Origin of the sequence: Afipia sp. P52-10 (assembly GCF_000516555.1) — a bacterium.
Lineage (GTDB): Bacteria > Pseudomonadota > Alphaproteobacteria > Rhizobiales > Xanthobacteraceae > P52-10.
The window spans coordinates 2,220,156-2,240,229 of sequence record NZ_AZSJ01000003.1; the positions used below are offsets into that span (position 1 = coordinate 2,220,156).

Consider the following 20,074-nt stretch of genomic DNA (forward strand, 5'->3'; position numbering starts at 1 on the left):
CAATGAGACGTTCGCTTGTCATCGCAACGGCCGCTGCCGCGCTCGCATCAGCTGTTGCACTGGCCGCGCCTGCGGCCCACGCCCAGCAATTCATCAACGTGCTGACCGGCGGCACCTCCGGCGTCTACTACCCGCTCGGCGTCGCGCTCGGCAAAATCTACGGCGACAAGATTTCAGGCGTGAAGACCCAGGTGCAAGCCACCAAGGCGTCGGTGGAAAATCTGGTGCTGCTGGAGCAGGGCCGCGGTGAGATCGCCTTCACGCTGGGCGACTCGCTGAAGGCGGCGTGGGACGGCGACGAGGAGGCGGGCTTCAAGAACAAGCTCGGCAAGCTGCGGACGATCGCGGCGATCTATCCGAACTATATCCAGCTCGTCGCCACCAAGGACAGCGGCATCAACACGCTGACCGACCTCAAGGGCAAGAGCCTGTCGGTCGGCGCGCCGAAGTCCGGCACCGAGTTGAACACCCGTGCGATCCTGAAGGCGGCGGGCATGAGCTACTCGGACATCGGCAAGGTCGAGTACCTGCCGTTCGCGGAATCGGTGGACCTGATGAAGAACCGCCAGCTCGGCGCCACGCTGCAGTCGGCAGGTCTCGGCGTTGCCTCGCTGCGCGACCTGTCGAACGCGATGGAGGTGACGGTGGTGTCGGTGCCGAAGGCGATCGTCGACAAGATCGGCCCGCCGTTCGTCTCGGTGAAGATCCCGGCCAACACCTACAAGGGCCAGGATAAGGACGTGGAGACCGCGGCGGTGGTGAACTATCTCGTCACCCATTCCGGCGTTTCCGACGAGACCGCCTATCAGATGACCAAGCTGCTGTTCGAGTCGCTGCCGGAGCTGGCCAACGCCCACGTCGCCGGCAAGGACATCAAGCTGGAGACCGCCGCCTCCGGCTCGCCGGTGCCGCTGCATCCGGGCGCCGTGCGCTACTACAAGGAGAAGGGCATCCTGAAGTAAGCGTGCCGCTTCTATCTGATTGAAAGGGCGCCATCGGTAAGCGACGGCGCTCTTTTGTTTGCGCAGGCGGGATTTGACCATGCCCATCAGCAGCGTCAGGTCGGCAAGCTCGGCGGTTTCGGTGGTCGCGCTCCGGCCGCCGAACGCGTCGGTCAGCAGGATCTCCGCCGCCTGAAGTTGTCCGCGCTGTTCGAGCCGAATGCCGATCGCGGTGTATTGCACGGCGCGAAGCGCACGGACTGCGATGACGCCGCATCCGCGAGCGCTGTGCGCAGGGCCGCGAAGCTTGCGTTCCGGTCGCCGTCGCCGGCTGCGAGTTTGCGATAGGCGTCGTTGATCCGGGCGATGAGGCGCGCCTCGCCGTCGGTTGTCTTGCGCTTCACGGTCGGTTGCTGGCCGCTCTGGGTGACAGCGGGTACTGCGTCCAGCGGCAGCATCAGCGCTGCGGCAGGCGCCAGCAGTCGCGCCGTGCGCGGCGCCATGATGTGCGCGGCAGCCATGGTGTGTGCGATCGCCGTGGCGCGGGCTGTGCGGATGCTGACGTGATCATGGTCGTCCCAACTGTTCTGCCGCCTTATGCCTCGAGGCGATTCCGGTCCCAAACCCGTGACACGCCCGGCATGGATCGGAGATGCCATGCGGCCGCTGGAAAGAGATTGCGGCGGATTGATGTGTGGCATTATGGTCACCGGCCATTTGGTTCCCGGGGCAACCGGGACCAGTGCCAGATGACCAGTACCAAGTGACCGGTGCTAAGCGATATCTCGACCTGTTCCTTGATCGTCCGTCCTCGTCTGCGGCCTTGAGTCTTGGATCGTGTCTGGATCTGCGTCTGGGCTTTGGACGCTGTGAAAAGGGGAGGGGGTTCAGTGCTAGAGGACAAGGCAGGTCAGCATGGCGGTGCGGCTGGATCGGCGGCCGACGCCAAGAGCGTCCTCGACAACAATTTCGAGCATGGGTTTCCGCCGGGCTTCGGTCCGAGCGGCTGGGGCTATCTCGCCTATGCGGTGGGCATCGCCTTTGCCACCTTTCAGCTGATCATGGCGGCCTGGGCTGTGCTGCCGAGCCAGGTGGTGCGCGGCGTCCATGTCGGCTTCATCCTGCTGTTGTCGTTCGGGCTGATGGGCAACTTCACCGCCAAGACCAACGCTGGCCGCGCCGCCGCCTGGGCAATCGGCGCGCTCGGCTTCTTCCTCGGCCTCTATCAATGGATCTTCTACAAAGATCTGATCATCCGTGACGGTGATCCGACCACGCTCGATCTCGTCGTCGGCACCGCGCTCGTGGTGCTGATCTTCGAGGGCACGCGGCGGATGATGGGCAATGCGCTGCCGATCATGTGCGGCGCCTGTTTGCTGTACTGGTTCTTCGGCCAGTACCTGCCGTCGCCGTTCACTCATCGCGGTTACGGCTTCGACCAGATCATCACCCATCTGTCGTACGGCACCGAAGGCTTCTACGGCACGCCGATCTACGTCTCCGCCACCTACATCTTCCTGTTCATCCTGTTCGGCTCGTTCCTGGAGCGCGCCGGCATGATCAAGCTGTTCAACGATGTCTCGCTCGGCCTGTTCGGCGGCTCACGCGGCGGGCCTGCGAAGGTTGCGGTGGTGTCGTCCGGGCTGATGGGCACGATCTCCGGCTCCGGCGTCGCCAACGTCGTCACCGTCGGCCAGTTCACCATTCCCTTGATGATCCGCTTCGGCTATCGCCGCGCGTTCGCCGCCGGCGTCGAGGCCACCGCCTCGATGGGCGGCCAGATCATGCCGCCGGTGATGGGCGCGGTCGCCTTCATCATGGCCGAGACGCTCGGCGTCGATTACTCGGTGATCGTCAAGGCCGCGGTGATCCCGGCGTTCCTGTATTTCGCCTCCGCGTTTTGGATGGTGCATCTGGAGGCCGGCAAATACGGCCTCACCGGCATGAGCCGCGACGAGATCCCGAGCGTGATCAAGGCGCTCAGCGGGCGCTGGTACCTTGTGCTGCCGCTGGCGACGCTGGTGTTCATGCTGTTCGAGGGCTTTACCCCGCTTTATGCCGGCACCATGGGCTTGTCGCTCACGGTGGCGCTGATCCTCGGCGCCAGCATCACGCTCGGTTTCTCCAACAAGGTGCTGCGCTACATCTTCTGGATCGGGCTTGCGCTCGTGGTCGCAGCCCTGCTGCGCAACGGGCTGAACGTGGCGATGGTGGCGCTGGTGGTCGCCGCGCTGGTGGCGATCTCCGGCCTCACCCAGGGCGGCCGCGCCACGTTGGCCGCCTGCCGCGATTCGCTCGCCGAGAGTTCGAAGACCGCGCTCACCGTCGGCATGGCCTGCGCCATCGTCGGCACCATCATCGGCATGATGACGCAGACCGGTATCGGCACCACCTTCGGCAACTGGGTGATCGGCATCGGCCAGCAGAGCCTGTTCCTGGCGCTGGTGCTGACGATGATCCTGTCGATCCTGCTCGGCACCGGCGTTCCGACCATCCCGGTCTACATCATCACCGCGGCGCTCGCGGCTCCCGCGCTCGCCAAGCTCGGCGTGCCGCTGATCATCAGCCACATGTTCTCGTTCTACTTCGGCATCATGGCCGACCTGTCGCCGCCGGTGGCGCTGGCGGCGCTGGCGGCCGCGCCAATCGCCAAGGAGAATCCGGACAAGATCGGCTGGGAGGCGATGCGCATCGCGCTCGCGGGCTACGTGATCCCGTTCATCGCCGTGTATTCGCCGGCGTTGATGCTGCAGTCCGGCGATCCGATGGAGCCGGTGCTCGGCTTCTATGGCGCGGTGCTGTATGCGCTGGTGAAGGCGTGCCTCGCGATCGGCATGTTCGGCGTGGTGGCGATCGGCTTCCTGTTCGCGCGTCTCAGCGTGCTGGAGCGGGTGGTTGCGTTCGCCAGCGCGCTCTGCCTGCTCGGCGAATTCCAGTACAGCGATCCGATCGGTGCCGTGATCGCCATCGGCGTCATCGCCTGGCAATGGCGCAAGCGGGCGCGGCCGGCGGCGCCGGTGCCCGCGTGAGCCTCTGCTTCGCGTCGGCCGGCGTCCTGAAGACGCTGCAGGTTGCAGCCTTCACGCTGGTCTGGACCCATTCGGTGGAGAAGGTCGACTGGCAGGAGGATTGGCGCGTGGCGGGCGATGGCTTGACGCTGGTCGCGGCGCGCATCAAGGGCTCCGGCGCAGGCATGGAGCCGCCGCCGGAGGCGCGGCTCGATCGCGGCTGGTGGCGCTGGCAGCCGGCGCCAGTCCTGCGCAAACAGGTCGTGCTCGGCCATTCGGGCGCGGCCGGCGAGTGGCGCGTGTGCGTGGACGGCCGCTGCAACACGCTGAGCGAGTTGCTCGGGCAGGCGCCCGATCCGCATGGCACGGTGATGAGCGCGTGCGATGCCGGGCCAAAGGGGGGCGAATGACGAACGCGACAATGACGAACGGCACATGGGCCACGCGGCGCCTGGACGAACTTGTCTCAGGGCAGGCAACACTGCCGCCGGTCGTGCAGACCATGAAGCTCGGCGCGCTCGACGCGTGGGGCGAGGGCTGAATCAGGAAAGTCTGGAATCCTGCGCCCGAATGATTGCAGGCAATAGCTTGCCAAGATACTCATGAGTCATGGCAGAGCCCGTTTCAACTACTATCTCTCTTCTTGCACTGGTGGTTTCTGGAATCACTGCTTGGATGAGTTTGCTTCGACGGGGCGCGCTCCGAATGACGCGACCTACCTTCATTTCATTCAACTACGACAAGCTTGGACCGAATGGTCATGTGATAAAGCCAAAAGTTTTTATCCGTGGGTTACTCTACAGCACTGGGACGCGTGGACGCGTGATTCAGAATATGTTTGTCACGCTGCAGCAAGGAGGGGCGAAGCATGACTTCACTGTGTGGGGCCATGGAAACACATCCTTGTCCCGGGGAAGTGGACTGTTTGCACCGCCTATAGGCATTGCTGAAAATCATCACTTCAATCCTCCTGACGGCTCTCCAGAGTTCCGTTTTTCGGCTGGAGAGTATGAGTTGCGAATATTCGCTGAGATCGTCGCGGCCTCTCGACCGAAGGAGCTTTGCAGGGTGCAACTATCCGTCATGGACGATGCGCTCCCCCATCCCCTGGAGGATGAGGCGGCGATCTGGTTCGACTGGGACCCAATCAAGAAGCAGTATCATGCCCATGTGGAAACCCGTTCCGATCCAATCGGACTTGGTCTCTATTTGGCCTAGGGTAAGAGCGAGAGTCGCCAAATGCGCCGACCGACACCTCACCGCTTGCGGGCGACGATGTAGGGCCGGTTGTCGTTGCCCTTGCTGGCATGGATCTCGGTTGCGAGGATGTCGAAACCGGCGCCGTGCAGGTGCTGGCTCAGCTCCGCAACCCGGAAGACGCCGGCATAAGGGGCGAGGCCAACGCCGCGCATCAGCGGCAGCGCCAGCCGGATCAGCGGATTCATCTCGCCGACGCACGGCGTCTTGGAGATGAGCAGGCCATCGTCGGCGAGCAGCATGTGGATGTGCCGCAACGTGCCGGGCAGATCGCGCACGAGGTGGAGATAGTTGAATCCAAGCACGGCTTTGAACGGCCCGTCTTCAGGCGCAAGCGTCTCGGCGGCTGCCGTGCGAAACGCAAGCCCCGGAATAAGACTGGCCATGCGCTTGTCTTCGGCGATCGCGATCATCCCGGCGGAAATATCCGTCGCCAGATACTGTCGAACGCTGCCTGCGAGCCGCAGCGCCGTCGTTCCGGTGCCGCAGCCGAGCTCAAGCACCCTGTCGTCGGGTTTCAACAGCGCGCGGGTCCGCTCCAGCGTGCGCTCATAGCCGGCCTGATCGGCGATCGCGCCTTTCGAATACTTCCGGGAGGTGCGGTCCCAGAAGCGGGCGTCGCTGGTTAGGCTCATGATGGGTCGTTCCTCGCAATCATTCGGCAGGGACATGCCATTGCTACGCAAAAGAGCGGCTTTTAAGGCGGAGCGTTGATCGACGCGTCGATGGTGCCACCGAATCCGAGGACTGAAAACCGGCCGCATGGTCCGGCTCTGGTCATGGTGTCCGGCTTCAGCCACCGCGCTGCGACGCTGGCCGGCTGCGGATTGACATGCAGTAATATTACTGCATAATGCCGCTGATGCAGGACGATCAGATCGACCTCGTCTTCAAGGCGCTGGCGCATCCGGAGCGGCGGCGCGTCCTCGCGCTTCTGCAGCGACGGCCCGGCCGGTCGCTGTTTGAGATTTGCGTCGATTCGATTGCCGAGAACGGACAGCCGCTGTCGCGGCAGACGGTCTCGCAGCATCTGGAAATGCTGGAACGGGCCGGCTTGCTGGACATCTCCTGGCAGGGGCGGACCAAAGCGCATGCGGCCAACCTGGCGCCGCTGCGAAAGGCGGCTGAGCTTGCGATCAATCCCTTCTTCAAGAAAGGATCATGAATGCGAATCTACGTCACGAGCGTCTTTGTCGACGATCAGGCCAAAGCGCTGGATTTCTATACCAACACGCTCGGCTTCAAGCTGAAGCACGATATTCCCTTGGGCGAGCATCGCTGGCTGACCGTCGTCTCGCCGGAGCAGCCCGAGGGGACCGAACTGTTGCTCGAGCCGAGCGAGCATCCTGCGGTGAAGCCGTACAAGACGGCGCTGGTCGCCGACGGCATTCCCGCGGCATCCTTCCAGGTGGACGACCTCGACGGCGAATGCGAAAGGCTGCGCAACGCCGGCGTCGCCTTCACCATCGCGCCGATGCAGGCCGGGACGGTGCGCATGGCCGTGCTGGACGACACCTGCGGCAATCTCATTCAGCTGGTGCAGATGACGGGCCAATCCTAGCAGCCGAATGTCGAACATCGATGGTTCAGGCCCCTGTGATCGAAACGCCGCGCCTCGTGCTCCGGCCATGGCAGGAGCGCCATCGCGACGCGTTCGCCGCGATGCATGCCGATCCGGCAGTGATGGCCGATCTCGGCGGGCCGATCGATCGGTTGGAGAGTGGAGAGAAGTTCGACAGGTATTGCGCCGCGCTGCGCGAGCATGGCGTGTCCCGATGGGCGGTGGAAAGTCCTGCCGGTGCGTTCTTGGGCTATGCAGGGGTGATGCCGCGCTTGTTGCATGACCATCCGCTCGGCCCGCATCACGAGGTCGGCTGGCGGTTCGTGCGCAGCGCCTGGGGACACGGTTATGCGACCGAGAGCGCCAGGGCGGCGCTTGATGATGCCGTTCATCGTGTCGGGGTGCGCGAAATCCTGTCCTATACCAGCGCCGACAATCTGCGATCGCAGGCGGTTATGGCGAGGCTCAATCTGGTGCGGGCGCCCGCGCGGGATTTCGTGGTGGAGAGCGCACATGGCGGGCGATGGCGCGGGCTCGTCTGGATCGTGCCCGCCGGATTTGCGGCATGACGCTGGTCGGCCGGTGACGGCCGGCTAATCCGTCGGCAGCATCTGCGGCAGCGTCTTGAGATAATCGAGACACGCGGCCTTCAGCGCTTCGAGGTTCTTGAAGTCACTGGATTCGAAGGCGCGATCGACGCCGCCGCCGCGGATGGTGACGCCGTCCTTGAAGATCCACAGCGCGACGTCGCGAAACGTCAGCTGGATCGCCAGATCGGTCGGCCGCTCCACCGTCTCGTTCTGGAATGCGATGCCGCGTGCGATCAAAAGCTGCATCGCGTCGTAGTGCAGTTGAAACTGGAATTTGGTCGGCGCGGGCATCGGCGGTTGTCCTGGCGGACCGGGCGGCCTCCGGCCGGTCCATTCGCGTGGGCTGGATCGGAACTCCCTTTATAAAGGGCAGCAGTGCAACAGCCTATTGTAGCGTTTTTTTGCGCATCCCCTTGTCGAAATCGCGGCCGGCCATCCGACTGGTGGACGAGCGCCCATCACGTCAATCGACAGGAGCGACCCATGCCGTTAGCCTTGCTGCTGCCACAGCTCGAACCCCTGGCGATATTGTTCGTCCGTTTTCTTGTCCTGAGTGTCGAATCGGGCTGGATCCGTTCGACTGGATGCTGGGCGGGCATGATCCCCCAGATGGGAACCGGCGTTTGGACCTGGATCATGCGCGAGGAAGGCCGGACCGGCTGAGCCGTTCAGCCGAGGCTTTTGCCCTTATCCGGGAAACAGTGGAGCAACCGATGCAATACCTTCTCCTGATCTACAGCAACGAGGCTGAATACGCGGCACGGCCGCAGGCCGAGGTCGCGGCTGCGACGGCCGAGTACGGCACCTTTACCCAGGGCATCATCCAGAGCGGCAACTACAAGGGCGGCGAGCGGCTGCGGCCGGTGGCGATGGCGACCACGGTGCGGGTGCGGGACGGCAAGACCATGACCACCGACGGCCCGTTTGCCGAAACGCGCGAGCAGCTCGGCGGCTATTATCTGATCGAGGCGAAGAACCTCGATGAGGCGACCGCGATCGCGGCGCGGATTCCGACCGCGCGGGTCGGCTGCGTCGAGGTGCGGCCGATCTGGCCGCTTAGCGAGATGTAGGGCGGCTGGGATCGGCGTGGCACGAGGCGAGACTGCGTCATGGCAAGGGCGAGGACGGCTCGTGCCGCGTTTGTCCGAACGAGGTCGATCGTGAAGGCATCCGAGATCGAGGTCGTGTTTCGGGAGGAGGCGGGTCGGGCGCTGGCGACGCTGATCCGCCTCGTCGGCGATTTCGAATATGCCGAGGACGCGCTGCAGGATGCGTTCGCGGCGGCGCTGACCCAGTGGCCGCTGACCGGCCTGCCGCAGAATCCGCGCGCCTGGCTCGTCAATGTCGGCCGCCACAAGGCGATCGACCGCATCCGCCGCCGCACGTCATGGCACGACAAGCGGCGCGAGCTGGAGGCGGAAGCGGTGATCGCGGCGCAGGCGATGCCGGATGAGCCGGATGCGCCGGTGTTCGACGACGACATGCTGCGGCTGATCTTCACCTGCTGCCATCCGGCATTGAACACCGAGGCGCAGGTGGCGCTGACGCTGCGCGCGGTGTGCGGCCTGCAGACCGGCGAGATCGCCCGCGCGTTCCTGGTGACGGACGAGGCGATGGCGCAGCGGCTGGTGCGGGCGAAGGCGAAGATCCGCACCGCGAAGATTCCCTATGAGGCGCCGGCTGCGACGATGCTGGACGCGCGCATCGACGGCGCGCTGGCCACCATCTATCTGGTCTTCACCGAAGGCTATGCGCCGACCGAAGGCGACGCGCTGCTGCGCGAGGACCTGACCCGCGAGGCCATTCGCCTCGGCCGGCTGCTGCACCGGTTGATGCCGGGGCGGGCGGACGTGCAGGGCCTACTGGCCTTGATGCTGCTGCACGATGCGCGCAGGCATGCGCGCGTCACCATCCATGGCGATCTGGTGCGGCTGGAGGATCAGGATCGCAGCCTCTGGCACGGGCCGCAGATCGCCGAGGGGGCCGCATTGGTGGAGCGCGCGTTGCGCGCGCCCGGCCTGCCGAGCGTCTATGCGGTGCAGGCGGCGATCGCCGCGCTGCATGCGCAGGCGGCAAGCTATGCGGCGACGGACTGGCGGCAGATCGCGGGCCTCTACGATGTGTTGATGCGGCTGCAGCCGTCACCGGTGGTGGCGCTCAACCATGCCGCGGCGGTCTCGATGGTCGACGGCCCGCAGGCGGCGCTCAACCTCGTGGACTCGCTCGCCGCGCGGGAGACGCTTGCGGGCTATCACCTCTATCCCGCGGTGCGGGCCGACCTGCTGGCCCGGCTGCAACGGCGCGAGGAGGCGCGCGCGGCCTATGCGCACGCAATCGCGCTGGCCAAGGTCGCTCCCGAGCGGCGCTGGCTCGAGCGGCGGCTCGCGGAACTCAACGGGACATGACCTGTGGGGTGGGTTTTCCGCCTTAAGTCGCGCTTCCCACCCCGCCGATCCGCTCTATGGTCCGTCGCGTATCGAGAGCGTTTCGAGCGAAAGCTGTGGTGCGAATTTCTGATCCACGACACTCGCGCTACACTGGGTCTCAAACACCAAACAACGCTTCGCCGCGCGAAGCCGGGAGGAGATCGCCGTGACCGACACTGCGCCGTTGGCCGACTATCATGCTGCCTATGCGAGTTTCCGCACCGAGCAGATCGAGCGGTTGTTCCAGGGCAGCTTTACGCAAGGGCTCAATGTTTGCGTCGAATGCTGCGACCGGCATGTCGCGCCAGGCAAGATTGCGCTGGAATGGTTCGGGCAGGACGGGCGGCAGTCGCAGCACAGCTTCGCCGAGCTGCGCGACCAGGCGGCGCGATTCGCGCATGTCCTGACAGCGCAGGGCGTCGGTGCGGGCGATGTGGTGGCGGGCATGCTGCCGCGCACGCCGGAATTGATTGTCACCATCCTCGGCACCTGGCGCGCGGGCGCGGTCTACCAGCCGCTGTTCACCGCGTTCGGCCCGAAGGCGGTGGAGCATCGCCTGCAGATGAGCCAGGCGAAGCTGGTGGTCACCGACCCTGGCAATCGCGGCAAGCTCGACGAGATCGATGCGGCGACCCGGCGCGCGATCAAGGTCGCGGTGGTGACGGGCAACGGCGGCGCGCTCGCGGCCGGCGATCTCGATTTCAGCGCCGAACTCGCGCGCCAGAGCACGGCGTTCGAACCGGTGATGCGGCGCGGCGACGACGCGTTCCTGATGATGTCCACCTCGGGCACGACCGGTCTGCCGAAGGGCGTGCCGGTGCCGCTGAAGGCGCTGTCGAGCATCTACGTCTACATGCGCGATGCGATCGATCTGCGTCCCGAGGACAGGTTCTGGAACATCGCCGACCCCGGCTGGGCGTATGGCCTCTACTATGCGGTGACCGGGCCGTTGCTGCTCGGCCATGCCACCACGTTCTATGACGGGCCGTTCACGGTGGAGAGCACCTACGCGCTGCTGCAACGTCAGCGCATCACCAATCTCGCCGGCGCGCCGACTGCCTATCGCCTGCTGATCGCGGCTGGGCCGGAGGCGGCGGCGCCGCTGAAGGGCAAGCTGCGCGTGGTGAGCAGCGCGGGCGAGCCGTTGAATCCGGAGGTGATCCGCTGGTTCGCCGAACACCTCGACGTGCCGATCCACGATCATTACGGCCAGACCGAGCTCGGCATGGTGGTGAACAATCATCACGCGCTGCGCCATGCGGTGCGTCCCGGCTCGGCCGGGCTGGCGATGCCGGGCTATCGCGTCGCGGTGATCGACGAGGACGGCCGCGAGGTTGCGCCCGGCACGCCCGGCACGCTGGCGGTCGATATCGCCCGCTCGCCGTTGATGTGGTTCACCGGCTACTGGCAGCAGCCGACGCCTGCGATCGGCGGCGGCTATTACCGCACCGGCGATCATGTCGAGATGGATGCGGACGGCCGCGTCAGCTTCATCGGCCGCGCCGACGACGTCATCACCTCGTCCGGCTACCGCATCGGCCCGTTCGACGTGGAGAGCGCGCTGATCGAGCATCCGGCGGTGCTGGAGGCGGCGGTGATCGGCCGCCCCGATCCGGAGCGCACCGAGGTCGTCAAGGCGTTCGTGGTGCTGAAGCCCGGTGCCAAGGGCGGCGCTGCATTGGCCGACGAGCTGAGCCAGTATGTGAAGAAGCGCCTGTCGGCGCACGCCTATCCGCGCGAGATCGAGTTCATCGAACAGTTGCCGAAGACGCCGAGCGGCAAGGTGCAGCGCTTCATCCTGCGCAACGAGGAGATCGCCAAGGCGCGCAAGGCCGCCTCATGAAAAGGCTTCCTCATGAAAAAGGCTGCCTCATGAAGCCGCGGCAGACCCGCGTCAGCGGGCGGATGGCCGGTTGCGAAACGTCATATGCTTGTGGCCGAGGAAGTTGACGACTGCGCCTGCGGCGATGCCCCCGGCGTGAGCGATTCCTTCCGCGATGGTGGCAGGAATACCGAGCAGCAACAGGCCCGCTTTTGCGGCCACGGCAAGCGCGATCGTGACCACGGCGCCGGCGGCGTTGACCGCCAAGAAGTCGCGCAGCTCGGCGAGGACGGAGCGCTCTCCGGACGAGCGGAACGCCCAGTTACGGTAGATGATGAAGCCATACGCCATGCCGACCGCCTGCGCGGCGATGAGCGCGGTGGTGTAGGGAAGAAACAGGCCGAACGGAAAGCGCACCAGCCAATTCAGCAACGCTGCGCTTCCGCCTGCGAGCAGAAACCGGACGCGCAGGTCGGAGAGAAGGCTCTGCATCACAGCGCCGGCATCCCGGCCCAGGCGGCGATGAAGCACAGCATCAGGCTTCCGCCGAGCGCGAGGCTCGGCCGGTCGCGGACCGCGAACACGACCGGATCGTCGTTCATCTGCCCGCGCTGGCACATCAGCCAGATGCGGCAGATGAACAGGAACAGCACGGCCGGAAAGCCCCAGAGCCACATCGTATTTCCATAGAAGCTCTGACGGAACGCATCGTTGATGATGTAGAGCACGAGGATCAGCACCGCGCACATGCCGGTAGCGATGCCGATCGCGAGGATGAGCGGAAGGTCGATCGCCTTGTAGCCGCGGCCGCGCACTTCCGTGCCGCCGCGTTCGATCACGCGGGCGACTTCGGTGTGACGCTTCGCGAAGCTGAGCGAGGCAAACAGGAACATCGAGAACACGAGCAGCCAGGGCGAGGCTGGTGCTCCCGATGCCAGAATTCCCGCGCCGAGCCGGAGGGTGAACAGGCTCGCGAGGGTGAAGCCATCGAGGATCGGCAGCTTCTTCAGCTTGAACGAATAGGTGAGCGTGCAGGCGAGATACAGGATGGTCGCGAGCACGACCGCCCATCCGGCGAACGCGGCAAGGCTGAAGCCTGCGACCAGTCCGATCGGCACGGCGCTCGCGCCGGTCATGAGCGGGAGCCGTCCGCTTGCCAGCGGCCGCTCGCGTTTCGACCAGTGGCGGCGGTCGTCGGCCAGATCGACAATGTCATTGACGATATAGGTCGCGGACGCGACGAAGCTCATTGCCAGAAATGCAGCGCACGTTGCCAGCACAGCCGTCGGGTCGCCGAGCCGGCCGCCCAGAATCAGCGGCACGAAAACCAGCGCGTTCTTGGCCCATTGATGCAGCCGCAGGCTTTTGATCAAGGCTTTCCAGGGTGCCGGACGCGGAAAAACGCGCGTCACCTCGGCCAGTGAGCGGGCAGCGGCAACGACCGATGGCGATGCTTCGACCACGGCCGCATAGCCTGCTGCGCGCCAGACCGGCAGGTCGGCGCTGGCATCGCCGGCATATTCGAAGCCGTTCGGAAAACGCTCGGCGAGGACGGCGGCTTTCGCCGCTCCCTTGAGGTTGGTCTTGCCGTCGCTGGCGATCACCTCGGACACGAACGGAATACGGGCCGCAACCTGATTGGCAATGGCGGCGTCTGCGGCGGTCGCAATGTAGACCTGTCGCCCGATGCCGACCTGCTCGGCGGCGTAGGCCAGCAGCTCGTCATTGAGCGGCAGGACCTCGACATCGACCTGGGCGCGTTGTGCCAGCTGCTGCTTCAACTCGGCCCGGCCGCGAAACAGCCAGACGAAAATCATGAAGATCTTCAGCGGGTGTTGCTTCAGGAAAGCGAGCGCGGTTTCCACCAGCAGGTTCCCGCGCACCACGGTTCCGTCGAGGTCGAGAACCAGCGGACGGCTGATCGGGGACTCGCCGGGCTGGCGAGAAGGCGCGGGCGGCGTCACCAGGCCGGATGGCAGGCGGATCGGTCTCATGAGCCTCTCCCTTGACGCGACGTTTCAGGGCGTCGGTAGAAATCCCAGCATCGATGCAGCGGAAGTTTCTCAAACTCCCGGTCGAGGACGGTCTGGAAAACGGCGTCGTTGGTCACGTTCGCTCCGATCTGGCAGCGGTCGACGAACACGCCGTCGGCGTCGGCGAGGTAGTGGCTTGCGCCATCCTCGTTAAGCAGCGGCAGGGTACGTCCGACCTCAATGGCGATCGTCGTTCCCCGTGCAGGCGTGAGACGCAGCATGCGCGCGAACGGATCGGCGAACGACAGGGTGGCGAAGCGGTTGGCCGCGGTGCGATAGCCGTTCTGGGTGAAGGCCCGACCGGCCTCTATAGCGCTTTTCGCCCAGGCCAGGCGTACGGCGGAGGCGTTGCTGGTCGGGTCCGGATCGATGAAGAACCCTGCGCGCTGGATGTCGCGAGCGAGAGTCAGCCAATCTCCGGTGAAGCGCTCGAACAGGCGGGCGCCTTCGGCGGTCGATTGCGGCACGCGCGTTCCGGGAATGAGCGCGCTGAGCGATTGGTCTGCCGCGGCCTCGCGTGTTCTGACGGCTTCGGTCATCCCGCGCTTGATCACGATATCGGCTAGCGGCAGGGTCAGCGTTGCCAGCAGCAGACCAGCGGTGACGGCACGCGCGGTGCTGCCCTTCCATGCTTCCGGATGGAAAAGGATCGCGGCGGCGGCGATCAGGCCAAGCCCGCCGGTGTTCTGGCTTTCGGCGAACAGAGCGGCGGCGATCAGGAGGCAGGCATCGACCGCGAACGATTCCTGCTTCAGGAATGCGAAAACCGCTTCGACCGGCCGCCGGAGTGAGGCTGCCGCCGTTTGCCTGAACGAGATCAGTGCGACGACGGCGATGCCGGCCGCCGCGAGCAGCGGACCCCAGTTGCGAAATGCGGCGAAGAACAGCGCATACAGCGCCCGGCCTTGGTTGATGGCGCTCATGCTCCGCACGTCGTGCAGATACGCCGCAACGAGGCCCGCCGGCAGATTGGCGATGACCAGGATGACGGCGGCGCCGATCAGCGCCGCCAGCAGCACGCGAAGCTGCGCACGGCCAAGGATCACGGCGGCGACGATGATGCCTCCCGCGACCATCGCCGTTGTGATCTTCAGGAAGAACAGCAGCGCCAGGATGTAGGCCAGCAGCCATCCGTCGTGACGCGATTTCGGCAGCACGTACCAGAGTCCGACCAGGAACAGCAGGCCGGATGCGAACCGGTTGTAGCTGGCGAAGTAGCTGATCTCCGACAGATGCGTGCTGTCGAGCGTGACCGGAATCAGGATCATCGCCGCAAGCAGCACGAACGCTGCGGCGAAGCCGAGATCGCTGCGGAAGCGCGGCGCCAGCACGGCTACGGCCGGCAGCGTCAGCAGCCAGACCAACGCATGCAGTCCGACGAACGGATTGCCGTTCGGAAACAGCCGTTCGGCGGCAAACGTCAGGTAGAGCGACAGCGATCCGACCGGCGATGAGAAGTCCACATGCGGGACCTGACCGAGCGAGATGCGATAGGCGCCGTCGAGCAGGAAGAGATAATCCCAGATCGAGCGGCCGTAGGGAATGGTCGTCAGGAGCATCGCCAGCGCGACGACAGCGATGCCCGACAAAAGCACCAGGAGCTGGCGCGCGTTGAGGGCGAGCGACGAGACGCCTGCAGGGCGATGCGGCGAGCGTGATGCGAGTGTTCTTGCTGAGACCATGCGAACAGTCCTCGAGGGGCGGCGGCGAGACGTGCTCTCGTCGCTCGCGGGCAAGAAACACCTCGGGACTTGCGATGAAAAGTAAGACGCGTGCTTATCTTTACGGGAAAGGTAAACGCGCCGATTTCGCGATCGGAAGCTGGTTCAAACAGGAACGGGAGTGTGCCGCGCGTGTCTAAACGGCACGCTCGGATCAGCGGGCCTGGGCGCTCTTCCTGCGGGCGTCGTCCTTGAGCGACGCCTCCTGCTGGGCAACGTGGCGCGCGGTTTCCGGCTCGACGCGGCTAGCGAGGACCTTGTCGATTCGCCGGCCGTCCATGTCCACCACCTCGAAGCGCCAGCCATCGCGGGCGAAGCTGTGGCCAACCTCCGGCAGCGTGCCGACATCCTGCAGCACGAAACCCGCGACGGTGTGATAGCTGCGGATGTCCGGAATCGGAATCGCCAGCAGGTCGGCGAATTCGTCCACCGGCATCCAGCCGGCGATCAGATATGAGCCGTCGTCGCGCTGCACGGCGGCGGGCTCAGCCGGGCCTTCCTCGGTGCTGAAGCCGCCGACGATCGATTCGAGGATGTCCGCGCTCGTCACCACGCCCTGGAAGGCGCCGTACTCGTCGTAGACGAGGCCCATATGCACGGCGGAATCCTTCAGGATCGCCACCACGTCGCGCGCGTCGGCGGATTCCGGAATCACCGGCGCCTCGCGCACGAGGCTGCGCACGTCGACCTCGCCGCCGGCTATGGTGGCGTTGAGCAGGTCCTTCGCCTGGATGATGCCGATCGGATGGTCGCGGTTGCCGTCGTGGGCGGGCAGCCGCGAGTGCGGCGTCGTGGTGAAGGTCGTGCGGATCGCCTCGACATCCTCGGAGAGGTCGATCATGTTGACCTCGCGCCGTGGCGTCATCACCGCGCCCACGGGCCGGTCGCCGAGCCGCATCACGCCCGCGATCATTTCCTTCTCGCCGGGTTCGAGCACGCCGGCGTTCTCCGCCTCCAGGATCAGCGTGCGGATCTCGTCCTCGGTGACTTTCTCCTCCTTCTCGCCGCGCTGGCCGAGCAGCCACAGCACCGACTTGCCGGAGAGGTCGAGCAGCGTCACCAAAGGCGAGGAGACCTTCGCCAGCAGCGTCATCGCCGGCGCGACCTTCAGCGCCACCGCTTCCGGATCGCGCAGCGCGATCTGCTTCGGCACCAGTTCGCCGACGATCAACGAGGCATAGGTGATCAGCGTGACGACCGTGCCGACGCCGATCACGTCGGCGAAACGCGCGGGCATGCCGAGGCCGCCCAGCCATTCGGTGACGCGCAGGCCGAGCGTCGCGCCGGACACCGCGCCCGAGAGCACGCCGACCAGCGTGATGCCGATCTGCACGGTGGAGAGGAATTTGCCGGGGTCGGAGGCCAGCGTCAGCGCAGGCCGCGCACCGCGTACGCCCTTCTCGACGAGTGCCGCCAGCCGTGCCGGCCGGGAGGAGACGATGGCGAGCTCGGACATCGCGAGCAGGCCGTTGATGATGATCAGGACCGCAACGATCCCGAGTTCCAGAGTTAACATTTGGGTTTTTGCGCCCACCTTTCGCTATGCAGAATATAGGAAATCGATGGCCGCTGCGCGCCGGGCGGCCGAGAATTTATTCAGGGTGAAGGGACCTGCGGCAATGTTGAGTATTTTCAATGATTTAACGGGTCGCCGACGGTCTGCATGGCAGGCCTGAGCGAACCCGGTGCCGGCCCGACCTATGTAAGATGCACCTCCCGATGTCCTGCTCCGATGCCCTCGCGCTGCCCAAGAAACGCCGGACGGACGGCCGCATGCGCCTGCCCGCCCTCGTTGTCGTGACCGCACTCTTTGCGCCGCTTCCGGTCCTGGCGCAGGCCCCGCAGGGCCCGGACACCTGCGCCGGAACCGCCGAGGCGGCGGCCGAGCGCATCGTCGCGGCCTGCGACGCGCTGCTCGCCGCGCCTGACACGCCGGATGCGAAACGCGCAGGCTGGCTGCGTGCCCGCGCCGAGGCCTACATCCGACAGGATCGGCTGCCGCTCGCGGTCGCCGATCTCGATCAGGTCAGTCGCCTCGACGATCAAGACGGACCCAGCGTCATCAAGCGCGCCGGCCTGCGCCGCACGCTCGGCGACACCGACGGTCTGATCGCGGACTTGTCCATGCTGATCCGCCTGCAGCCGGACAACGTGGCGGCGCTGTTCGAGCGCGGCACGCTCTATCGCGGCAAGGGCGATCTGCGCCGCGCGCTGGCGGACTTCGGCGCGGTGCTCCGGCGCGAGCCCGCGCATGCGGCGGCGGCCGCAGAGCGCAAGGCGCTGGCGCAGGAGATCGAGCGGCTCGGCGCGACCATGCCGCTGACCCATGCGCCGAAGCCGTGACGCGGCGCTTTGCCGTGCGCGGTCTGCACGCGCGGGCTGTGCCGGCGCCCCTTGAATTGCATGGCTATCGGTGACAAGGACTCTTGCGAATAACGCGTCAAGAACAAACGCGCGGGAGACGACGCCATGGCCGCCACATCCACCAGCCGCTATCACGAGGTCTATGCGCGCGCGAGCCGCGACCCGGAAGGATTTTGGGCGGAGGCCGCCAAGGAGATCGACTGGATCAAGCCCGCCGATAAGGTGTTCGACGCGTCGCAGGGCGTCTACGGCCGCTGGTTCGCGGGCGCGATGGTCAACACCTGCTACAACGCGCTCGATCGCCACGTCGCGGGCGGCCGCGCCGAGCAGACCGCGCTGATCTACGATTCCCCCGTCACCGACACGATCGCCAAGTTCACGTATCGCGAGATGCTCGACGAGGTGAAGACGCTCGCCGCGATCCTGCAGGATTTCGGTGTCACCAAGGGCGACCGCGTCATCATCTACATGCCGCTGATTCCGGAAGCCGTGTTCGCGATGCTCGCCTGCGCGCGCATCGGCGCGGTGCATTCGGTGGTGTTCGGCGGCTTCGCGGCGAAGGAGCTCGCGACCCGCATCGACGACGCCGAGCCGAAGCTCATTCTCTCCGCGAGCTGCGGCATCGAGCCGGGCCGCATCGTCAAGTACAAGCCGCTGCTGGACGAGGCGATCGACCTGGCGACGGTGAAGCCCGCGGCCTGTATCATCCAGCAGCGGCCGCAGGAGGGCTGCGCGCTGGTCGCCGGCCGCGATCATGATTGGCAGAGCCTGCGCAAGGCCGCGATCGCCGCGAACAAATCGGCCGACTGCGTGCCGGTCGCCGCCACCGATCCGCTCTACATCCTCTACACCTCGGGCACCACCGGCATCCCGAAGGGCGTGGTGCGCGACAATGGCGGGCATCTCGTCGCGCTGAAGTGGTCGATGTTCAACCTTTATGGCGTCAAGCCCGGCGAGGTGTGGTGGTGCTCGTCCGACATCGGCTGGGTGGTCGGCCACTCCTACATCGTCTATGGCCCGCTGATCCATGGCGCGACCTCGATCATGTATGAGGGCAAGCCGGTCGGCACGCCGGATGCCGGCGCGTTCTGGCGGGTGATCGCCGAGCACGGCGCGGTCGCGCAGTTCACCGCGCCGACCGCCTTCCGCGCCATCAAGAAGGAAGACCCGGACGGCGCCTTCATCCGCAAATACGACCTGTCGAAATTCCGCACGCTGTTTCTCGCCGGCGAGCGTGCCGATCCGCCGACGGTGGAGTGGGCCGAGCAGCAGCTCAAAGTGCCGGTGATCGACCACTGGTGGCAGACGGAGACCGGCTGGTGCATCGCCGGCAACCCGGTCGGCCTCGGCCAGTTGCCGGTGAAGCACGGCTCGCCGACGGTGCCGATGCCGGGCTACATCGTCGATGTGGTGGACGAGGCGGCGAAGCCGGTTGCCGCCAACACCATGGGCTCGATCGTCATCAAGCTGCCGATGCCGCCCGGCTGCCTGCCGACGCTGTGGAAGAACGACGCGCGCTTCAAGGATGCCTACCTCGCGGAGTATCCCGGCTACTACAAGACCTCCGACGCCGGCTACAAGGACGAGGACGGCTACGTGTTCGTGATGGGCCGCACCGACGACATCATCAACGTCGCCGGCCATCGCCTCTCAACCGGCGGCATGGAGGAGGTGCTGGCCTCGCATCCGGACGTCGCCGAATGCGCAGTCCTCGGCATCAAGGATGATCTGAAGGGCGAGGTGCCGTGCGGCTTCATCGTGCTGAAGGCTGGCGTTGCCAAGACGCCCGGCGACATCGAGCGCGAGGTGGTGGCGCTGGTGCGCGAGAAGATTGGCCCGGTCGCGGCGTTCAAGCTGGCCATTACAGTGGGCCGCCTGCCGAAGACGCGCTCGGGCAAGATCCTGCGCGGCACCATGAAGAAGATCGCCGACGGCGATGCCTGGTCGATGCCCGCCACCATCGATGATCCCGTCGTGCTCGACGAGATCGGTGGCGCGCTGAAGGAGCGGGGCGTCGCGCAGTAAGGGTGAGACGTCGGTCCGCACGGCGTCATTCCGGGGCGATGCGCAGCATCGAGCCCGGAATCTATAACCCCTGTGCTCATGAGTTTGCCGTTGCGCCCATGATCTTGGATCACATCAAACAGCGCGTGCGATGGGCGCTGCTTGCAAGGGCACCGGCACTGCGCGCCATCACGCACACCGGGCGTATGGGTTCCGGGTTCGCGCCAAGAGGCGCGTCCCGGAACGACGGCTGGAGTGCGGAGCGAGCGCAACGCATACTCAGCCGTTCTGGGATACCCCTCCGTCGTCATTCCGGGGCGCGAGCACAGCTCGCGAGCCCGGAATCC

21 protein-coding genes are annotated in these 20,074 nt (G+C 65.7%); 14 read left to right on the top strand and 7 right to left on the bottom strand.

Annotation, left to right across the window (positions count from 1 at the left end):
• Positions 1-2: 2 nt before the first annotated feature.
• Positions 3-962: a TAXI family TRAP transporter solute-binding subunit gene (locus X566_RS11780; RefSeq protein ID WP_034466408.1), complete on the top strand. Its 960-nt coding sequence runs from the start codon at positions 3-5 to the stop codon at positions 960-962.
• A 152-nt stretch (positions 963-1,114) separates the two neighbouring features.
• On the opposite strand, the gene X566_RS11785 is transcribed toward X566_RS11780, so the two are convergent.
• The gene (locus X566_RS11785; RefSeq protein ID WP_034466410.1) at positions 1,115-1,462 is read right to left on the bottom strand and encodes a hypothetical protein; all 348 of its coding nucleotides are present in this window, start codon (positions 1,460-1,462) and stop codon (positions 1,115-1,117) included.
• 369 nt (positions 1,463-1,831) lie between these two features.
• Between X566_RS11785 and X566_RS11790 the strand changes: the two genes are divergently transcribed.
• The 4 genes from X566_RS11790 (at position 1,832) to X566_RS24665 (ending at position 5,167) form a co-directional block, all read left to right on the top strand.
• Positions 1,832-3,970: a TRAP transporter permease gene (locus X566_RS11790; protein ID WP_034466412.1), complete on the top strand. Its 2,139-nt coding sequence runs from the start codon at positions 1,832-1,834 to the stop codon at positions 3,968-3,970.
• On the top strand, positions 3,967-4,359 hold the full coding sequence (locus X566_RS11795; RefSeq protein ID WP_034468437.1) for a DUF1850 domain-containing protein: 393 nt from the start codon (positions 3,967-3,969) through the stop codon (positions 4,357-4,359). The genes X566_RS11790 and X566_RS11795 overlap by 4 nt, the downstream gene beginning before the upstream one ends.
• Positions 4,356-4,490, top strand: coding sequence for a hypothetical protein (locus tag X566_RS25450; RefSeq protein ID WP_275451020.1), 135 nt, complete (start codon positions 4,356-4,358; stop codon positions 4,488-4,490). The genes X566_RS11795 and X566_RS25450 overlap by 4 nt, the downstream gene beginning before the upstream one ends.
• A gap of 68 nt (positions 4,491-4,558) precedes the next feature.
• Positions 4,559-5,167, top strand: coding sequence for a hypothetical protein (locus X566_RS24665; protein ID WP_152539851.1), 609 nt, complete (start codon positions 4,559-4,561; stop codon positions 5,165-5,167).
• A gap of 38 nt (positions 5,168-5,205) precedes the next feature.
• Here X566_RS24665 and X566_RS11805 read toward each other — a convergent pair whose 3' ends face one another.
• The gene (locus tag X566_RS11805) at positions 5,206-5,841 is read right to left on the bottom strand and encodes a bifunctional 2-polyprenyl-6-hydroxyphenol methylase/3-demethylubiquinol 3-O-methyltransferase UbiG (RefSeq protein WP_034466415.1); all 636 of its coding nucleotides are present in this window, start codon (positions 5,839-5,841) and stop codon (positions 5,206-5,208) included.
• A gap of 227 nt (positions 5,842-6,068) precedes the next feature.
• On the opposite strand from X566_RS11805, the gene X566_RS11810 reads away from it, so the two are divergent.
• Genes X566_RS11810 through X566_RS11820 form a run of 3 tightly spaced genes read left to right on the top strand, consistent with a single transcriptional unit; the run spans position 6,069 to position 7,336 of the window.
• Positions 6,069-6,371, top strand: coding sequence for a helix-turn-helix transcriptional regulator (locus X566_RS11810; protein ID WP_034468442.1), 303 nt, complete (start codon positions 6,069-6,071; stop codon positions 6,369-6,371).
• Entirely contained in the window at positions 6,372-6,767 is a 396-nt protein-coding gene (locus tag X566_RS11815; protein WP_034466416.1) for a VOC family protein, read from the top strand.
• Positions 6,768-6,787: 20 nt separating this feature from the next.
• Entirely contained in the window at positions 6,788-7,336 is a 549-nt protein-coding gene (locus tag X566_RS11820; protein ID WP_034466419.1) for a GNAT family N-acetyltransferase, read from the top strand.
• 24 nt (positions 7,337-7,360) lie between these two features.
• Here the strand turns inward: X566_RS11820 and X566_RS11825 are convergent, their stop codons facing one another.
• Positions 7,361-7,648, bottom strand: coding sequence for a hypothetical protein (locus tag X566_RS11825; protein ID WP_034466422.1), 288 nt, complete (start codon positions 7,646-7,648; stop codon positions 7,361-7,363).
• A 192-nt stretch (positions 7,649-7,840) separates the two neighbouring features.
• Between X566_RS11825 and X566_RS11830 the strand changes: the two genes are divergently transcribed.
• From X566_RS11830 to X566_RS11845, 4 genes are all read left to right on the top strand, one after another.
• Positions 7,841-8,020: a hypothetical protein gene (locus tag X566_RS11830; RefSeq protein WP_034466425.1), complete on the top strand. Its 180-nt coding sequence runs from the start codon at positions 7,841-7,843 to the stop codon at positions 8,018-8,020.
• 50 nt (positions 8,021-8,070) lie between these two features.
• On the top strand, positions 8,071-8,427 hold the full coding sequence (locus X566_RS11835; protein ID WP_034466429.1) for a YciI family protein: 357 nt from the start codon (positions 8,071-8,073) through the stop codon (positions 8,425-8,427).
• A 90-nt stretch (positions 8,428-8,517) separates the two neighbouring features.
• The gene (locus tag X566_RS11840; protein WP_034466432.1) at positions 8,518-9,762 is read left to right on the top strand and encodes an RNA polymerase sigma factor; all 1,245 of its coding nucleotides are present in this window, start codon (positions 8,518-8,520) and stop codon (positions 9,760-9,762) included.
• A gap of 187 nt (positions 9,763-9,949) precedes the next feature.
• The gene (locus X566_RS11845; RefSeq protein ID WP_034466436.1) at positions 9,950-11,626 is read left to right on the top strand and encodes an acyl-CoA synthetase; all 1,677 of its coding nucleotides are present in this window, start codon (positions 9,950-9,952) and stop codon (positions 11,624-11,626) included.
• Between the two features lie 51 nt (positions 11,627-11,677).
• On the opposite strand, the gene X566_RS11850 is transcribed toward X566_RS11845, so the two are convergent.
• The 4 genes from X566_RS11850 to X566_RS11865 form a co-directional block, all read right to left on the bottom strand.
• Complete coding sequence (locus X566_RS11850; RefSeq protein ID WP_034466439.1) at positions 11,678-12,097, bottom strand: GtrA family protein; 420 nt, start codon at positions 12,095-12,097, stop codon at positions 11,678-11,680.
• On the bottom strand, positions 12,097-13,599 hold the full coding sequence (locus X566_RS11855) for a UbiA family prenyltransferase (protein WP_051444038.1): 1,503 nt from the start codon (positions 13,597-13,599) through the stop codon (positions 12,097-12,099). The genes X566_RS11850 and X566_RS11855 overlap by 1 nt, the downstream gene beginning before the upstream one ends.
• Positions 13,596-15,320, bottom strand: a complete 1,725-nt coding sequence (locus X566_RS11860) for a hypothetical protein (RefSeq protein WP_034466442.1) — start codon at positions 15,318-15,320, stop codon at positions 13,596-13,598. The genes X566_RS11855 and X566_RS11860 overlap by 4 nt, the downstream gene beginning before the upstream one ends.
• A gap of 193 nt (positions 15,321-15,513) precedes the next feature.
• Complete coding sequence (locus tag X566_RS11865; protein WP_051444039.1) at positions 15,514-16,875, bottom strand: hemolysin family protein; 1,362 nt, start codon at positions 16,873-16,875, stop codon at positions 15,514-15,516.
• Positions 16,876-17,132: 257 nt separating this feature from the next.
• On the opposite strand from X566_RS11865, the gene X566_RS23930 reads away from it, so the two are divergent.
• Positions 17,133-17,702 carry a M48 family metallopeptidase gene (locus tag X566_RS23930; RefSeq protein WP_152539853.1) on the top strand — a complete coding sequence of 190 codons (570 nt, stop codon included), beginning with the start codon at positions 17,133-17,135 and terminating at the stop codon, positions 17,700-17,702.
• Positions 17,703-17,828: 126 nt separating this feature from the next.
• Positions 17,829-19,748, top strand: coding sequence for a propionyl-CoA synthetase (locus tag X566_RS11875; RefSeq protein ID WP_034466446.1), 1,920 nt, complete (start codon positions 17,829-17,831; stop codon positions 19,746-19,748).
• The last annotated feature ends 326 nt before the right edge of the window (positions 19,749-20,074 follow it).

Excerpts from the sequence above, each read along its gene's own strand:
- X566_RS11780 (WP_034466408.1), top strand. The coding sequence starts at position 3 with ATGAGACGTTCGCTTGTCATCGCAACGGCCGCTGCCGCGCTCGCATCA.
- X566_RS11785 (WP_034466410.1), bottom strand. The coding sequence starts at position 1,462 with ATGGCTGCCGCGCACATCATGGCGCCGCGCACGGCGCGACTGCTGGCG.
- X566_RS25450 (WP_275451020.1), top strand. The coding sequence starts at position 4,356 with ATGACGAACGCGACAATGACGAACGGCACATGGGCCACGCGGCGCCTG.
- X566_RS24665 (WP_152539851.1), top strand. The coding sequence starts at position 4,559 with ATGGCAGAGCCCGTTTCAACTACTATCTCTCTTCTTGCACTGGTGGTT.
- X566_RS11805 (WP_034466415.1), bottom strand. The coding sequence starts at position 5,841 with ATGAGCCTAACCAGCGACGCCCGCTTCTGGGACCGCACCTCCCGGAAG.
- X566_RS11810 (WP_034468442.1), top strand. The coding sequence starts at position 6,069 with ATGCAGGACGATCAGATCGACCTCGTCTTCAAGGCGCTGGCGCATCCG.
- X566_RS11815 (WP_034466416.1), top strand. The coding sequence starts at position 6,372 with ATGCGAATCTACGTCACGAGCGTCTTTGTCGACGATCAGGCCAAAGCG.
- X566_RS11820 (WP_034466419.1), top strand. The coding sequence starts at position 6,788 with ATGGTTCAGGCCCCTGTGATCGAAACGCCGCGCCTCGTGCTCCGGCCA.
- X566_RS11825 (WP_034466422.1), bottom strand. The coding sequence starts at position 7,648 with ATGCCCGCGCCGACCAAATTCCAGTTTCAACTGCACTACGACGCGATG.
- X566_RS11830 (WP_034466425.1), top strand. The coding sequence starts at position 7,841 with ATGCCGTTAGCCTTGCTGCTGCCACAGCTCGAACCCCTGGCGATATTG.
- X566_RS11835 (WP_034466429.1), top strand. The coding sequence starts at position 8,071 with ATGCAATACCTTCTCCTGATCTACAGCAACGAGGCTGAATACGCGGCA.
- X566_RS11850 (WP_034466439.1), bottom strand. The coding sequence starts at position 12,097 with ATGCAGAGCCTTCTCTCCGACCTGCGCGTCCGGTTTCTGCTCGCAGGC.
- X566_RS11855 (WP_051444038.1), bottom strand. The coding sequence starts at position 13,599 with ATGAGACCGATCCGCCTGCCATCCGGCCTGGTGACGCCGCCCGCGCCT.
- X566_RS11860 (WP_034466442.1), bottom strand. The coding sequence starts at position 15,320 with ATGGTCTCAGCAAGAACACTCGCATCACGCTCGCCGCATCGCCCTGCA.
- X566_RS11865 (WP_051444039.1), bottom strand. The coding sequence starts at position 16,875 with ATGTTAACTCTGGAACTCGGGATCGTTGCGGTCCTGATCATCATCAAC.
- X566_RS23930 (WP_152539853.1), top strand. The coding sequence starts at position 17,133 with ATGCGCCTGCCCGCCCTCGTTGTCGTGACCGCACTCTTTGCGCCGCTT.
- X566_RS11875 (WP_034466446.1), top strand. The coding sequence starts at position 17,829 with ATGGCCGCCACATCCACCAGCCGCTATCACGAGGTCTATGCGCGCGCG.